The 15,387-nt window shown below is 44.3% G+C and carries 10 protein-coding genes and 1 pseudogene; 2 read left to right on the forward strand and 9 right to left on the reverse strand.

The features are described from left to right. Window positions 1–24: 24 nt before the first annotated feature. Window positions 25–825 carry an ion transporter gene (locus QUB11_RS14190; protein ID WP_333390911.1) on the forward strand — a complete coding sequence of 267 codons (801 nt, stop codon included), beginning with the start codon at window positions 25–27 and terminating at the stop codon, window positions 823–825. A 136-nt stretch (window positions 826–961) separates the two neighbouring features. Here the strand turns inward: QUB11_RS14190 and QUB11_RS14195 are convergent, their stop codons facing one another. From QUB11_RS14195 to QUB11_RS14225, 7 genes are all read right to left on the reverse strand, one after another. Further along, window positions 962–2,338: an ATP-binding protein gene (locus QUB11_RS14195; protein ID WP_333390913.1), complete on the reverse strand. Its 1,377-nt coding sequence runs from the start codon at window positions 2,336–2,338 to the stop codon at window positions 962–964. A 110-nt stretch (window positions 2,339–2,448) separates the two neighbouring features. After that, window positions 2,449–3,804: an ATP-binding protein gene (locus tag QUB11_RS14200; protein WP_333390916.1), complete on the reverse strand. Its 1,356-nt coding sequence runs from the start codon at window positions 3,802–3,804 to the stop codon at window positions 2,449–2,451. A 924-nt stretch (window positions 3,805–4,728) separates the two neighbouring features. After that, window positions 4,729–5,295 (reverse strand): hypothetical protein, encoded by a 567-nt coding sequence (locus tag QUB11_RS14205; protein WP_333199900.1) that lies wholly within the window; start codon window positions 5,293–5,295, stop codon window positions 4,729–4,731. A 263-nt stretch (window positions 5,296–5,558) separates the two neighbouring features. Further along, on the reverse strand, window positions 5,559–7,124 hold the full coding sequence (locus tag QUB11_RS14210; protein WP_333199898.1) for a hypothetical protein: 1,566 nt from the start codon (window positions 7,122–7,124) through the stop codon (window positions 5,559–5,561). Between the two features lie 233 nt (window positions 7,125–7,357). Then, complete coding sequence (locus tag QUB11_RS14215; RefSeq protein ID WP_333199896.1) at window positions 7,358–8,734, reverse strand: oligosaccharide flippase family protein; 1,377 nt, start codon at window positions 8,732–8,734, stop codon at window positions 7,358–7,360. Between the two features lie 182 nt (window positions 8,735–8,916). Then, window positions 8,917–9,705, reverse strand: a complete 789-nt coding sequence (locus QUB11_RS14220; protein WP_333199894.1) for a TIGR03943 family putative permease subunit — start codon at window positions 9,703–9,705, stop codon at window positions 8,917–8,919. 144 nt (window positions 9,706–9,849) lie between these two features. Further along, the gene (locus QUB11_RS14225; protein ID WP_333199892.1) at window positions 9,850–10,929 is read right to left on the reverse strand and encodes a permease; all 1,080 of its coding nucleotides are present in this window, start codon (window positions 10,927–10,929) and stop codon (window positions 9,850–9,852) included. A gap of 986 nt (window positions 10,930–11,915) precedes the next feature. Between QUB11_RS14225 and QUB11_RS14230 the strand changes: the two genes are divergently transcribed. Continuing rightward, a complete protein-coding gene (locus QUB11_RS14230; RefSeq protein ID WP_333199890.1) occupies window positions 11,916–13,376 on the forward strand; it encodes an ATP-binding protein in 1,461 nt (486 codons plus the stop codon). A 279-nt stretch (window positions 13,377–13,655) separates the two neighbouring features. On the opposite strand, the gene dnaN is transcribed toward QUB11_RS14230, so the two are convergent. Both dnaN and QUB11_RS14240 read right to left on the reverse strand, forming a co-directional pair. Continuing rightward, entirely contained in the window at window positions 13,656–14,795 is a 1,140-nt protein-coding gene (gene dnaN, locus QUB11_RS14235; protein ID WP_333081191.1) for a DNA polymerase III subunit beta, read from the reverse strand. 98 nt (window positions 14,796–14,893) lie between these two features. Next, window positions 14,894–15,211 (reverse strand): annotated as a pseudogene (locus QUB11_RS14240) (IS630-like element ISMae27 family transposase); the annotation flags it as partial. Window positions 15,212–15,387: the final 176 nt, after the last annotated feature.

Genomic DNA, 15,387 nt, shown 5'->3' on the forward strand with positions numbered 1-15,387 from the left:
TGCGATAATTCCCTTACCTCATAAATGGTATTAATTATCTCATCTATGTTAACCCGATCGCAAATTGGATTTTATCTCGAAGACATCGAAACCCCAATTGGCAGAACCGTAAATTTAACCCTTACCGGACTCATTCTCCTATCTTCCGCCAGCTTCATCGCCGAAACTTACCCGATTTCGGAATCTGTTAGAATTAATTTGCAAACTCTCGATACAGCGCTTTTAGTTGTTTTTGTGTTTGAGTATTTATTGCGACTATGGTGTGCCGAAAATCGAGTTAAATTTATTTTTAGTTTTTTTTCAATTATTGATTTGCTGGCAATCTTACCATTTTTACTGGGATTTGTCAACGTTAGTTTTATCCGAATTTTTCGCTGGTTTAGAATTCTCCGACTCATCCGCTTTCTGGAATTGAAAATTTCTATTTTCCGCATCAGCAGCGAAGATGGGGTGATATTTGCTCGGATTTTGTTTACTTTGCTGGCAATAATTTTTGTTTATTCGGGTTTGATTTATCAAGTCGAACATCCGACAAATCCCGAAAGTTTTGGGACTTTTTTGGATGCTGTTTATTTCTCGGTTGTCACCATGACGACGGTGGGATTTGGCGATGTTACTCCAATTTCGGAATCCGGTCGTTTTCTGACTATTTTGATGATTTTGACCGGAATTGCTCTGATTCCTTGGCAATTGGGGGATTTGATTAAACACTTAGTTAAAAGTGCTAATCACGGAGAAGCTGTTTGTAAAGGTTGCGGTTGGTCTGTACACGATGCTAATGCTAGATTTTGTAAAATGTGCGGCAGTCAATTAGATAATGGTTGACAGTTGACAGTTGACAGTTGACAGTTGACAGTTGACAGTTGACAGTTGACAGTTGACAGTTGACAGTTGACTACTGCCTCACCCTAGATAATTCATCCGTGTATCCGTGTCAAAATCCGTGTAGTGCTTTCCTTCTTTAAGCTAAGGGTAACAAAATTTCAAATTCAGTGCCCCTGCCTAATTCCGATCGCATTCTGAATGCACCGCCGTGTTTACCCGTCACTATTTGATAGCTAACCGCTAAACTGGTTTCTTTGAGAGCGCGTTTTTCCGTAGAGAATGATTCTATGATTTTTTTGTACTTGCTAGGTGACATTCCTGGCCCGTTATCTGCTATGCAAATCGAAACCCAGCGAACATGAAGTTTGTCTAAATCTGGCGCAGGTTCGGGACAGCAGACTTGAGTTGTGATTTCAATTTTAGGCTGGCGATCGCACTCTCTAAGTCCTCCACCTTTGAACTCTTTCGCCAATTCTTGACCGACTGCTTCATTAATTAATGTATGAATAGAATTGGTTAAGATATTCATAAATACTTGGTTTAGCTGTCCTGCATAGCATGGGACTGGTGGCAGGTAGCCGTAGTTTTTCACTACTTGGATTTCCCTAGTCAAACGACTTTTGAGCAGCAAAAGTATGCTGTCTATGTTGGCGTGCAAGTCGGTGGGTTTGGGATAAATATCGTCGATGTGGCAGAAGTTTTGCAAACTGGTTGCCAACTTGCTCAAACGTTCTGCACCTGATTTGATGCTGGCAACAGTTCGGAGAAAATCGCTTTGCAAAAAGTCATAGTCGATCTCTTCTTTGAGCCGTGCTATTTCCGGCGGGGGATCGGTACAGTATGCGTCGTAAACTGAGAGCAATTCCATCAAGTTTTTGCTGTAGTCGCTGACGTAGGTTAAATTCCCCCAGATAAAGCCTACCGGATCTAAAATTTCGTGGGCTACTCCGTTGACTAAACGCCCTAAACTAGCCATTTTTTCGCTTTGAATCATTTGAGTTTGGGCTCTTTCGTAGCGGACTTGAGTTTCTATGCCACGAATTTGCCAGTACGCGATGTTTAGCGCGTGAGGGTCTAAGAGTCGGTAAGATTGGGAGTCTATTTGGACGACGATCGGTTCTGGCTGCAATTCGGGCGATCGACGCAGAGCTTGTGGAGCTGCTGCCAAAATGGTTGTACTCTCTGCGACTAATAATATTTCGACGCGAGCGTAACTGTAGAGAACTTTTAGCGGCAGGTGCAAAAATAGCTCAGGGCCTTGGGGTTTGAGCAAATATTCCAGCAGTTGCCGGCGGGATATCATGCCAGCAAACTCTCCTGCTTCCATCAAGACGACTCCCGGCACTAGGGGATGCTGTTCAAACATTTCGGCAACTGCCACAGCCAAGCAGCTCGATTTAACCTGAAATTCATACAGGGGCAAATCCCAGAGGGTAGACTCTAGGGAAAGGTCTTGATGACTGCCTTCGGAGAGTGAAGGGCCAATGAGTTTGGAACTGAATTTATTTGCCACTGGAAGTTTTAGTTGCCGAAACGCTGGGAAAGTGAATTGAGAACCTACTACTAAGCTACCCTATCATTTCACTTTTCGTAAGCGAACAACCGAGAATATTCTTGAGTTAATCATGTTGTGCCAACTATAGGCAGGAGAATTTCAAATTCAGTGTTCTTTCCTGGTTGCGATCGCATTCTCAGTTTGCCGCCGTGCTTTTCTGTGACGATTTGATGGCAGATAGCCAGCCCCATACCGCTGCCTTTGCCTGCTGGTTTAGTGGTAAAAAAGGTGTCAAATATCTGCTTGTGATTTTCTGGGGGAATGCCGGGCCCGTTATCGGCAATGCAAATTGCCACCCGCTTGCCGTGTTCGGTTTCTATAACTTTAGTGGTAATTTCGATTTGGGGCTGCCAGTTGTCCCGGCACGGGGTGTGTATTTCTCGATCGGCTGCGTACTCTGTCAGCGCGTCTAGAGCATTAACTAACAAATTCAAAAACACCTGACTCAACTGACCGGAGTAGCCGCTAACTAGCGGCAGTTCGCCGTAATTCTTAACCACTTCTATGCTGTTTTTAAAGCGGTTTTTCAAAATTAACAGCGTCATCTCCACGCATTCGTGAATGTCTGTCTCGGCTGGTTTTGTCTCGTCCATGTGAGAGAAGTGGTGCAGCCCGTTAACTATTTTGAGCAATTGCGCGGCTCCCAACTCCATCCCTTCTAAGGTAATCGGCAAATCTTCTTGTAAAAAATCAAATTCAATTTCCTTTTTAAGGGCATCAATTCGGGGACAGGGTGCCGGATATTCTTCTTCATAAACGGACATTAGCTGAAGCAAGTTTTCAAAATAGGACAGCAGAAAAGTTAAATTTCCCCAAATACAGTTCAGCGGATTTCTGATTTCGTGGGCTACTTCTGCTACAATCCTCCCCAAACTAGCCATTTTTTCTGTTTGGATGAGTTTGGCTTGGGTTTGTGTGTGGAGTAACTTATTTGTTAATTGGTGAATTCTTGATTGAGCGACCATTAATTGGTGTACGTCTAACAGCTTGTAGGTCTGGGGGGCTATTTCCACTACTACCGGCTCGTAAATTAATTCTGCTGATCTGTAAAGACATTCCTGGGCGGCTTCTACTATTAATTTACTGGCGGGAAGTATGAGTTCCTCTGGCTTGGCAAACTTGTACAGCACCTCTATTGGTCGCTTGAAAAACATTTCTACTCCGTAGCGGCAGTTAACTTTTTCAAAAAATAGACGCCTCGATATTATGCCGACAAAATTACCTCCATCTGTCAAAATGACGCCGGGAAGCATGGAATTTTCTTCAAAAGCCTGGGCTACTTCTTTTGCCTGTTGAGTTAATTCAATTTGGCAGTTGGAGAGTGGCAGGTCTAGGAGAGTTGATTCTAAGGAGATGTTCCAAGTACAAAATTCAGGTATATGCAACACTGATAACTCCGAGCTAGTCTCACGCACAGCAAACATAGATGAAACCCCTGTTAAAAATTGTATTCATGAACAACTTAAGTTGCTATTAATTCATAACGGGTAATTGGTAGCGGGTAGTTGCTAATTTGTCAAATTACAACCGCACCCGATGGGAAAACCCGATCGCAGTAGCATTGTCTGCTAAAGATTTTGTTTCTAAGTCAATATTAAACGATATTAAACGATATTAAACGATATTAAACGATATTAAACGATATTAAACGATATTAAACGATATTAAACGATCGAAGCTTTTGGGGAACTTACCGAGTAGGCGCTTTAAACTTTTTACCATGATATACCTGCGATCGGGTGTTTTCCGAAAAATTTTAATATTTATAACGAATTATTGTGATAAGTTATACCATTTTTGCAGTGATAGAAGGGAATTGGAGAAGCGCGATCGGGTTATCTGTGAATATACGGGCATCCTTCGAGGGTTCGACGGCCCGGATTAGCTATAGTCTAAGGGGCTTGCAGGCTCCAATTGTCAAGACTAGGGCCCAGGCAAAAGGAAGTTCGGCCAGGGATTCGCTTTCTGAGGATGTAACCGAATGTAACGGATGGAAGGCTTTAGTTATCGTCGCGAGAGAAGGAAGAAGCAATGTTCCCCAAGGGTTAATGCAATTAAGAACGTTCTAACCGTATTGGCGGTTGCTATACCACTCAAAAGAAATGCAACTTTAGGCAACTTTCAACCTCGATGGTAGTCAATCGATTTTAGATTTTAGATTTTAGATTTTAGAATTGAAGCATTGACTTGCGCGAGATAAATTCGGGGGGAAAGTTTGATCGGATACAGGTTTTGTGTTTCACCGGTCCTGAGTCTGCTTTCGGAATGAATCACGTGGCGGGTATCCTGGATGCTTGATTGTCAGTTTTTTGCAATCTGCCATCTGCAATCTGCCATCTCAAATCGTCTTAGGGTTCCACCTCCGGCCAGAGGCGTTCTAGCTGATACCGCCAAGCGGCGAGAGTGTTTTCGCGAGACTCTCGCCCTAGTTCCATTTCACCCATCAATCCCTCTGCGTAGAAACGGTCTAAAGTCTGAAGGGTAGTTTCCACAGACTGTCCCTGCATCTTCGCAGCTTTGATGATTTGACGGATGCGGCTTTCTATCAAACCGCCGAAAAAGTCGGACAAACCTCTCTCTTGCAAAGCCAGCAGTCTGGCGACGGCGGCTGAGAAATCGGCGGCCGCGAGTGTGGCCGGGCTGTGCTGAAATACTCCCCACAAAACGTTTTGATGTATGGCGTAGCGAGTTTCGAGGGTGGTGTCAAAGTTAGCTTCTAGCAGTTTATCAAAAAATGGTTGAGCTTCCTGGGCATCGGCGATCGGCAGCAAAATCCGCAGCCAACTCCCGTCTTCTGAAAGGAGGACTAATAGGCGAAAATTGGGGGTTTCTACTTGCCAAGAAGTGGCAGCAGGCATCTCAACAGTGTCACCAAATAAGTCTTTAAGGGTATTGCTAATTTCTTCGGGAGTCATGAGAATTTTAGATTTTAGGTTTGAGGTTTGAGATGTGAAATTGCAGGCTGGCGACTTCGTTTCAAAAGTTTGTAATATTTACCAGTATGGCTTAGTATCAACTCAATTTCAAATCTAAAATCTCAAATTTCAAATCAATTTAGTAAAAGTAGGGTGTGCACCGCGCATATTTCAACGCTTGGTGTTTATGGGCGCACCTTACCCTATTGATATTTACTAATATCGGTCAATCTAAAATCTAAAATCTAAAATCTAAAATCGATTTAGGGGAGCCAGCGGGGGTGATAGCCGGCAAAGGGAAGTTCTTCTGGCTGTACTTTTGCGAGAGAACCGTCTGCGGGTATTTCTACTAAGGGTAGCAGCCAGAGGCGGCTGGTGGCGATCGACTGTCCACTATCGTTGCGGGGACTGTCTGCTGCTGAGGGAGTTGCTGCTGTGACTGATTGGTCGAAAATTAATGCCAGCCCGTCGGGAGATAAACTGATTTGGGTATCTAATTGGTTGGGCAAAATCAGCAGCGGTTTGATGGTTCCGACCAAACGAGTACCCTCTTTTTTGAGGTCGATGGTGGCGATGAAAGGCTGTTCTTTGTAGCTTTCTGTTTTGAGGCGTTGGGCTAACAAACAGTAGAGACGCTGAACTTGGTTGTCTTGGTTTTTGCGGGGGTCGAAATAAACGGCCATAATGCTGCCGGGAATACGCAATATTTCTTGTTCTACACCTTGGTTATCTAAGATGAAAAGCGATCGAGTAAAGTCGCTGTTGTATTTAACATAGGCGGCGGCGGAGTTGTCGCGGGCCATCCCCAATACTTGTTCGTATTTTGGCAAAAATTCTACTGGGTCTGCTTCCGGTTTGAGGGGGACGATCGCTAATCCTTGTTTTTGAGATATTACCATCGATTTGCTGTCGGGGCGAATCATAAAATCTCCGCCTTGTTCATTTTCCAAGGGTCTGGGCGGCACTTTTTCTTCCAAAATCCAAGGACTGAAATCGCCGGGATTGCGGCGGTTGACGCGCTGGACAACTATGATTTTTCCGTCCGCTGAGAGGTCGAATTTGAGGTTTTGGTAATCTTTGGAGTCTAAGATTTTGTCGATTCTACCGGCTGGGTATTTTGGTTGAGTTCCTGAACCCGATTGGGGGTTGAGGCCGGTGGTGACTGTGAATAGTTCTTGATTGAGGGTGCCGCGAGTACGGGCGATTGATCGATCGGTGGCTGAGAATAAAATGCGATCGCTGTCGGGATACGGTTTAAAATCGGTGACAACCAAATCTTTGGGAGTTAGGGGTATCGGTTTTGAGTCGTTGCTGCTGAGATTGACTAGCATTAATCTGCTTTCTGTTTCGCCTTGGACGCCGATGTAAGCAAAAGCTCGATCGCGGCTGCGAAAGGAACTGCTAAACGGTTGCATTAGCGTTCCTTTATTTTGGTTTTTTTCTCCGAAATACTTGTCGGTTGCTCCGGCGAGTTTGACTGTGTAGGTAACGCCGTAGGGTGCTGGATCTTTGAGGGTGTAAGCCATGCGCCTTCCAGCCCAACTAAATTTACCGGGGAGGGGGGGTTCTAGCTTTAAGTTTTCCTCGACGGTGGACTGGTTCATCGGCCGAAAGAATGTGAGGATAAAGCCGGTATCTTCGGCGCCGATTTGTTTGTTTTCCCAGGTAAATTCTCGCACTCTGGGTGCTGTGCGATCGCCGCTCAGCAGCAGCAGCCCTATTAAGACGCTCAGCACTAGCATGAGGAAGATGGCCGTGCGGTCGATCGGCTGTTTGAATGGCCCAATAGCGAAGGGTGAAGGATTAATTTTTTTGTTAAAAATACTCACAAATCTTTCTCTCCTATTTCTACTGAAAATTAACTCCCAAATTTTCCCTCTTAAATTTTACACTTATGGGCCCATTCCTAACACTCACCCAGCCCTTTTTTTACCACAGTAAATGGCTGCAACGAGTTATTTTCCGTAACAAACCTAGTTTTTGAAACTTGTGGTGCCTCCCGGACTGAATGAAACTTAAGATATTAATTAGGTGGGACACGCTGCAGTTTCAACAGGTTTGTTTACTGAAACAGTTGATTGATGGGGATTATATCCATCGGTGATATTTTATCGATCGGCAGACCCAAACCAAAAGCGACTCTACACCAAAGTAGACTTGCCAGCACCCCTACAAACAGTGCTGTTAATTGCATATCCTGCCAAAAACAAGTTAGTCCTTCTTTCCACAAACCGTAGTTAATTACTGCATAGGTAGGAAGGTCGCCGAGAGCTACAGCAATCACGGCACCTAAATTACCTTTTAAGTGATATCCCAGCGGTATACTTATACATAGATTCACAAAAGTCAGCAGATTGCCCATAGCTGCGTACTGAGACTTTCCTACGGCTAACAGACAAGAACCCATCATATTGTGGAGGGTGGTGTGCCAGATACCTAAAGCCAAGATTGGCATCATCCAAGATGCCGCCACATACTCTTTTCTGTACAGTGTTAAAATTAGCTGATCTCCGAAGTTCACAAAAATTGCTAAACCTACCGCTAACGGTATTAGAATTAGTTTGCGGTTGTTAAGTATCTTTGCGCGCAACTCCTGCCGCGGCAACTCTGCCAGCATAGAAATCGAGGGGAAAATCACCCGGCCGCTAATGGCGATGATGACTTGGCGCGGCATATCGCCTAGAGTAAAAGCGATGCCGTAAATGCCAAACATTGTTAAAGTAAATATTTTACCGAGGATGAGTCTATCAGCTTGAGAACACAAGAAAAACAAAGCCGTAGACAAAAATATCCATTTACCATAAGAAAATATTTCTTTAGCTGCTTCTTTATCCCAAGCAAAGCGGTTTGGCTTGCCGGGAATCAAAAAATGGCTCCATACTAACTCCATTAAAGCTCCACTCAAGCCGCCTGCAAGGATCGCCCAGATGCTGCGATCGAACCAGGCCCAGACAATCATCACTGTAGTAGAAACAATCTGTATGCCCAACTGAAAAATTACTACTTTCTTCACTTCCATTTTGCGTCCTAGGCTGGATGTGGCGGTGGATTTAAACCCTCCTAGTAAGGAATTTATACCTATTATTGGAATCAACCACCGAAGACGGGGCTCTTCATAAAAACTCGCAACTGGGTAAGTAATTATAATCAAACAAATGAAAATGAACAAGCTGCGAATAGCTTGCAGCGTCCAAGCGGTGTTGAGAAATTGAGGATCTTCTCCCCGTTTGTTCTGGATGATACTTGGGCCCAAACCTATATCTGTAAATAAGTTGATCCCTGTGATGAAAACGTAGGCTAGACCCATCAGACCAAATAGTTCTGGCACAAGCAGACGCGTCAGGATTAGGTTACTGCCAAATCGGATAATTTGACTGCTTCCATAGCTGGCGATCGTCCAGGCTGCACCTTTGATAGCTAATTTTTTTTCTGCTGACATATACTCAGAATTTATTTACCAACTACGAGTGTAGTTGCTGAATTTGTTATTTGCAACTCCTAGAGGATGCTGCTGCCACTTTTATAGCTGACTTTACCGTATCTTCATCTGTATACGGAGATTGGGTCTGGACTTTCCATCTCGCAATCTAGGTAAAATTCAATCTGATACTTACTCCACATCTAATAATCATAAGGGTTTTTTGGTTCAGGAATTGGTTTGAGGGAGGATGCTTGAATGGTTAATTTGCGCTTGCCTTGCAGTTCTTCTACGATCGTTTCTCCTTCTATTTCTAGCCAACTGTCTGGGGCAAAGGCGGTGCGGCTTTGACCGATCGGTAATTTTACCGGCAACCCGATCGGATAGGCGTCTGCCGCGCAGCAAGTAATGATAAAACGCCCGATCCACATATATTGTTCTGCTAGGTTAGGGGGATGAATTACAAATCCTTGAACTTTGACTTTTTGACCTCTGTATGTATCGGGTTCTGGATTAAAATTTAACAGCCGAACCCATTCGACGAGCGATCGATTTTCGGGTTTTGTAGTATTGCGAAATTCTTGGGGTTGCAGTCTGGTGATTGGCAGGGATTCGGTGAGGCCTCGTTCTAATGCTGTCTGGCTGGTAAAGGTGCGTGGCGTTGTTAGTAAACCTATTAATGCGACGCCCAACATTAAGGTGCTGCCGATACTAGGGGGAAACAAAGTAACGTGTTCAACTTCTGTGATTCTGAGAGAGTTATTTGCTGTTGATGTCCGCGATTGCTTTGTGGTGCGATCGACTTTTAAGAGTTCCCAAGCTTTTAAACCGCCAATAACCATTAAGCCGATTCCTCCTGCTAGAGTCAAGCCAAAGTAATTGGGGTGAATGAGAATGCTTAATTTGCCGGTGATCCAATATTTAAGAAGCAGTATTCCCCAGGCTAAGATAGCTAGGGCGTCCAGCCAGGGGCTAATTTTTTTAAGATTCATTTTTTAAGAGTGATTGGGAAGGAAGAGGGAAGAAGGAAAAGACAAAAATACCTATCCGTATATCCGTGACTTCCGTGTCGGGGAGCAAGGTAATTGAAAATCGCAAATCTACAATGGTATTAGTTGTCTGTCCCAGCTAACTTATTAACCTAAATGCAAGTTGACAGCGAGGGTCATTAAAAAGGTTAACTGAGCGGCCAAGACAATTAAGTAAACTACGGCTCGACCTTTAAAAATTGACAGCATTAAACCGATGCCTTTGAGGTCAATCATCGGGCCGAAAACGAGAAATGCTAACAGCGAACCGCTGGTAAATGTGGAAGCAAAAGACAGGGCAAAAAAGGCATCTACTGTAGAACAAATCGATACGACTGCCCCTAATAGCAGCATGGCTAGAATCGAGGAAACTGGGCCTTGACCGAGGTTGAGAATTAGTTCGCGGGGGGCGCCAACTTGAATGATGGCTGCGATCGCACTTCCGATTACCAACACTCCTCCCAATTCGCGCAACTCCTGTACCATAGTATCTAAAAGTAGGCGCAAACGCTCTTTAGAAACGCGGTGGAACATGGACGAACGTTTCGAGGTTTTTTCTGTTTTGCTTGTTTGTAATGGCTTCCAGTCGTCTTGTAGCAAAGATTCGATCGGCACCACCCCCCCTGGCTGACCGAGCATAAATGTTCCCGACTGCAACAGCAGCGGAGTGTTAGCTTGGACGAGTTCTTTTTCGGAAAACTCTGGTTTTGGCAAGGGGATTGCGCGGGCTACAGAAGGTTGCAGCAGAGGCCGCAAGTCTTTTTGGGCGCTGAACACCCAGCCGATAATTGTGGCTATAGACAGAGAAAATACCACCCGCAAAACTACAATTTCTGGCTGATCGCGAAATGCCGTCCAAGTAGCCCAAATTACCACGGGGTTGATGGTGGGGGCCGCAAGCAAAAAGCCGATCGCGGCTGGTGCGGGAACTCCCTGCATCAGTAACCTGCGGGCTACGGGCACGTTACCGCACTCGCACACGGGAAACAAAAAGCCGATCGAACTGCCCATCAAAGCCGCCAGGAGCGGGTTTCGCGGGATGCGGGATACGAGTTTGCGTTCGTCTACAAACCCCAGCAGCAAACCTGAGAATAAGACTCCCAGCAGCAGAAAAGGTATTGCTTCTACTAACAAGCTGAGAAACAGGGTGAAAGCATTATTTAACTGATTTGTCAGGGCGGGTTGCATCGATCACCTACTGGTAGATTGCTATTTAGTTATACGTCTTTGGTAGAACTCCTTGTAGATCATACCAAAGCATAGCACTAAGTTAAGAGCCCGTTAATTTTTTTTAGCCTTTTTTTTGGCTGAGATTTGTAGACATTCTAATTTAATCAATGCTGATGTCTTGAATAATTTGCACTGGTTAAACTTGTTTGAGTTTGACTAAATTTTTCTTCATATCCGCATCGTACAGCCAATCAATAATTGAGTCTGTCAACTGTCGCAGATTTGAGAGATATTTCGGTTAACAATAATTGATTTTAGAACAAATGCCAAGGCAGATTTTACAGATTGCGGGCGAGGCTAACTGTTTTATATAACGATCGCAATAAAATTGGTTTGTAGCGATGACTTTAGTTTTCACTACAAACCTATAAGGGATGCACTGGCAGGTGTGTCGCTGGCTGAGCGTTACGGGGGGTTGCGAGTACCGGAGCGGGGAGATGGGATGAAATTGCCTCAAATGCCCTAGCTTGCAAGGCGTCCCGCCATCGCGATTGCAAGCTAAAACTCAGGGACGCGATCGCTCCAATTTGGGCTTTTAACTTGTCTGCTGACGGGGTGCATCGCAGGGGCGATCGGGCAATTCCGATTTTCTTCTATTATCAATCAATTATATTTCTCAGCCTCATAATTTATTAACATAAGGTTAAGACGATAACTTAAGATTAATAAATAGTTAAATAGTCGAAACAAGCGTTAATACCGCTCAAGTCAGTATAAAATAAAGTCAGGTATAATTACCAGGGCGCATTTATCTCGGTAATCCTCAATCTTGCCTAATACTTTAAGTGGTAAAATTTTCCTTGCTACAGTCAGTTTTTTGTGTAATTTAAAAAGCAGTTTGCCAGGGGGATGCCGGTCAAAGCACTCAGCAACTCACCTGCTGACCTTTGGTAGCTGAATGTCTGCTGGCAAATAGAACCCCAAAAAAGCGTGCTGATAAATTTATGTTGAATACCTCCTGCGTAGAAAGACCAGTCCAACCCATCTCCGAGGCTGACCTCGGAGAACTTTGTTTAGACTCTACTCTCCAACAATTGTCGCTTTACGATTTTCAGGTAGAAGCTACGGATTGGGGAATGCGAATTTCCCAGATGTTAGAAGCTAATCCGCTGTTACCGGGAGTCATTGTGACCCATCAAGGTGAATTTGCGGGTATGATTTCCCGGCGGAGATTTTTAGAATTTATCAGCCGTCCTTTTGGCCGAGAATTATTTTTAAAGCGACCTGTGAGGGCTTTGTACCGCTTTGCCGAAACTGAGAGTTTAATTTTTCCCAGCAATACTTTAATCGTGGATGCAGCCAGGAAGTCGCTGTTGCGATCGAAAGAACTGCTTTACGAACCGATTGTGGTTCAAGTGTCGCCTCAAACTTATAGTTTACTAGACGTGCACGAACTGTTAGTAGCCCAATCCAACATTCATGAACTCGCAACAAAATTGCTGAGGCAGCAAACTCAATCTCAACTAATTCAAACCGAAAAACTAGCCAGTTTGGGACAGATGGTAGCTGGAGTCGCCCACGAAATTAGAAATCCCCTCACCTGCATCAGCGGAAATCTCGGCTTTTTGTCCAACTACTCGAAAGACATCATGGATTTGCTGTCTGCTTACGAACACATTGTGGGTGACAGCGAAAAAATTGATCAACTCAAAAAACACATAGAATTTGATTTTTTGCAAGAAGATTGGGTGGAAATTCTCAAAAGTATGAAAGTTTCATCACAGAGGCTGACCGAACTCGTCACCAGTCTGCACACCTTTTCTCACATGGACGAAACCCATTTGAAACAAGCTAACATCCACGAATGTATTGACAGTACGCTGCTAATTATGAAAAACCGTCTGAAGTACGGGATTAAAGTAGTTAAAAGCTATGGTGATTTGCCTTTATTCAAGTGTTACTCTGGTCAGTTGAGTCAGGTATTTATGAATATCATCAGCAATGCGATCGACGCTTTGGAAGAGGAACAAGCAGACACAGGTTTTGTGCCTGTGATTACTATTGAAACCGAGGTAATAGACAGTTCTGACGGAGACTGCGTGAATTCGGAATTAATTCAAAATTATGTTAGGGGCGATGGCGTCCCGCCCCGCAAGCTACGACAAAATGCCCAACAGCTATCATCCGCCAGCCAAAACGGCGACTTCTGTCCAGAATCAGCGGAAAAAAATCCAAATAACGCTTGGATAGCCATCCGAATTGCCGATAACGGGCCGGGAATACCGCCAGAAATTCAGCGGCGGATTTTTGAGACATTTTTCACCACTAAACCCGCCGGGAAAGGTACCGGTTTGGGGTTGGCAATTACCCATCAAATTGTTACGGAAAAGCATAAAGGCAAGTTAAATTTGCATTCTACGCCCGGTACAGGTACTGAATTTGAAATTTTGTTGCCATTGATTTGAAGCAATAAGTCATATCAAATCTATTAGCATCAGAATTATTCCTATCTCTCTTCTCGACAAGCGCGTGAATTAGCCTCAATCCCTTGTCATCTGCGGTTAATAAATTCTCTTTTTTTAACCGCAGATACAGGCAGATTAACACCGATTAACGCAGATAAATTATATCAATTCCGGTTGCACCATCGGTGATTGTTGACTGTTGACTGTTGACTGTTGACTAATGACTACTGACTACTGACTAATGACTAATGACTAATGACTACTGACTACTGACTCTTTTTAAGCTCTTAGCTGCACTGGCATTACCAAGAATGTAGCATTAACTCCGCCCAAAGGCTGGAAAATTACTGGGGCTAAAGCACCGTTTAATTGCAGTTGAATTTCTGGGGATTGAGCAGTTTTCAAAATGTCAATTAAGTATTTCACGTTGAAAGCAATATCTATGCTATCTCCCGAAATCTGTGCCGGCATTGACTCTTTGCCGCAGCCGACATCTTTAGCATCTACAGACAAAGTAATTTCCTGATTCTCCTCGTCGATGCTGCATTTGAGAATATTATTTTTTTGGTCGGCAAAAACTGCTATTCTTTCAACTGCTGCTAAGAACGATCGCCTTTCTAAGGTAATTTGCCGCTCAAAAGACGGCGGAATCAACTGCCGATATGCGGGATATTGCCCTTCCAAGGTGCGGGTGGTCAGCCGCTGGTCAGCCCATTCAAACACTACTTGACCGTGTTCAAAATGCAAGGTGACAGGTTCAGTCCACTGCCGCATCACCAGCATTCTTTCTACTTCCCGCAATGCTTTAGCGGGGACTGTCACCTCAAATTCTTCTTGGGTTTCTTCGCCTTCAGGTTTTTCATTGGCAGTTTGAACTACTGCCAATCTGTGACCGTCTGTAGCTGCAAATTCCAGGCAATCTTGCAATACTTTTAAATGCACGCCTGCAAGTACCTGTTTGGCCTCGTCGGGGCTAGTAGCAAATAAAGTTCCTTTGAGTCCTTCTATCAAGGCTTCCGGTGGCAATTTGAGGATTGTTCCGCCTTCTATTGCAGGCAATTCAGGGAATTCTTCCGGGCCCATGCCTCTAACTTGGTAGCTGCCAGAACTGCAAGTTAGATATGCTACGGTGTCCCCCGCTTCGTCTTCTAAAGTAATCTCTCCATCTGGGAGTCTCGAAACAATATCGTTGAGTAATTTAGCGGGTATGGTAAAACTGCCACCGCCAGTCACTTCTGCTGCGAAGCTGGTACGAATGCCTAAACTGAGATCGAAAGCTGTCAAGCTAACCCGCTGATTTTCCTCATCCGCGACTAAGAGCACGTTGGCTAGTACCGGATGTGTCGGGCGGGAGGGAACGGCCCGACTTACCAACGAGAGGTTGGCGTTGAGGTCACTTTGGGTGCAAACCAATTTCATTGTAGGAAGGTTAATTAACCGGATTTGAAACAGAAACAAATGGTATCACAGAAAGCCGGCGGGTCGGTTTTTCTGTGTGTAGGGCTTATACCATTTTTTTAAAGATGTGATAGAGATAAAGAATGTAAAATCCCAGACCATCCGGTGAGAAAACCAATGACGCGATCGGTGAAAGATGCCAAAATTTCCTTGACTTTTGTGCGGAGTTCGTCAAGATTACTAAACACCGACCAAGCTAAAAAATCTTTCAGATATTCCCACACTCTTTCTGTCGGATTTACTTCGGGACAAGCCGGAGGCTGAAATAGTAAAATAACATTGTCGGGTAATTCAGATGAGCTTAAATTATGAGCGGGTGCGTTATCTACTTGAATGATGTGTAATTCATGAGGATATTGGATTGACAAAAGTTGTAAATATGCTTCAAAACAAACTTTGTCTCAATGGGAAAACTCCCAAAAAAAACTTTTTCCCGTAGGGATTGATACTGCGCCATACAGCCAAAAACACTCAAATTTCCATTGATGCTTCCCCAGGGGCTTTACGCCTGAAAGCGTCAGCTTACGTCGACGAATTGTATGCAGCCCTATCC

This window comes from Microcoleus sp. B6-A1 (genome assembly GCF_036705085.1).
Lineage (GTDB): Bacteria > Cyanobacteriota > Cyanobacteriia > Cyanobacteriales > Microcoleaceae > Microcoleus.

What these genes read in the sequence shown, in the direction of transcription:
- QUB11_RS14230 (WP_333199890.1), top strand. Translation starts at nt 11,916, where the DNA reads ATGTTGAATACCTCCTGCGTAGAAAGACCAGTCCAACCCATCTCCGAG.
- QUB11_RS14190 (WP_333390911.1), top strand. Translation starts at nt 25, where the DNA reads ATGGTATTAATTATCTCATCTATGTTAACCCGATCGCAAATTGGATTT.
- QUB11_RS14225 (WP_333199892.1), bottom strand. Translation starts at nt 10,929, where the DNA reads ATGCAACCCGCCCTGACAAATCAGTTAAATAATGCTTTCACCCTGTTT.
- QUB11_RS14200 (WP_333390916.1), bottom strand. Translation starts at nt 3,804, where the DNA reads ATGTTTGCTGTGCGTGAGACTAGCTCGGAGTTATCAGTGTTGCATATA.
- QUB11_RS14220 (WP_333199894.1), bottom strand. Translation starts at nt 9,705, where the DNA reads ATGAATCTTAAAAAAATTAGCCCCTGGCTGGACGCCCTAGCTATCTTA.
- dnaN (WP_333081191.1), bottom strand. Translation starts at nt 14,795, where the DNA reads ATGAAATTGGTTTGCACCCAAAGTGACCTCAACGCCAACCTCTCGTTG.
- QUB11_RS14215 (WP_333199896.1), bottom strand. Translation starts at nt 8,734, where the DNA reads ATGTCAGCAGAAAAAAAATTAGCTATCAAAGGTGCAGCCTGGACGATC.
- QUB11_RS14205 (WP_333199900.1), bottom strand. Translation starts at nt 5,295, where the DNA reads ATGACTCCCGAAGAAATTAGCAATACCCTTAAAGACTTATTTGGTGAC.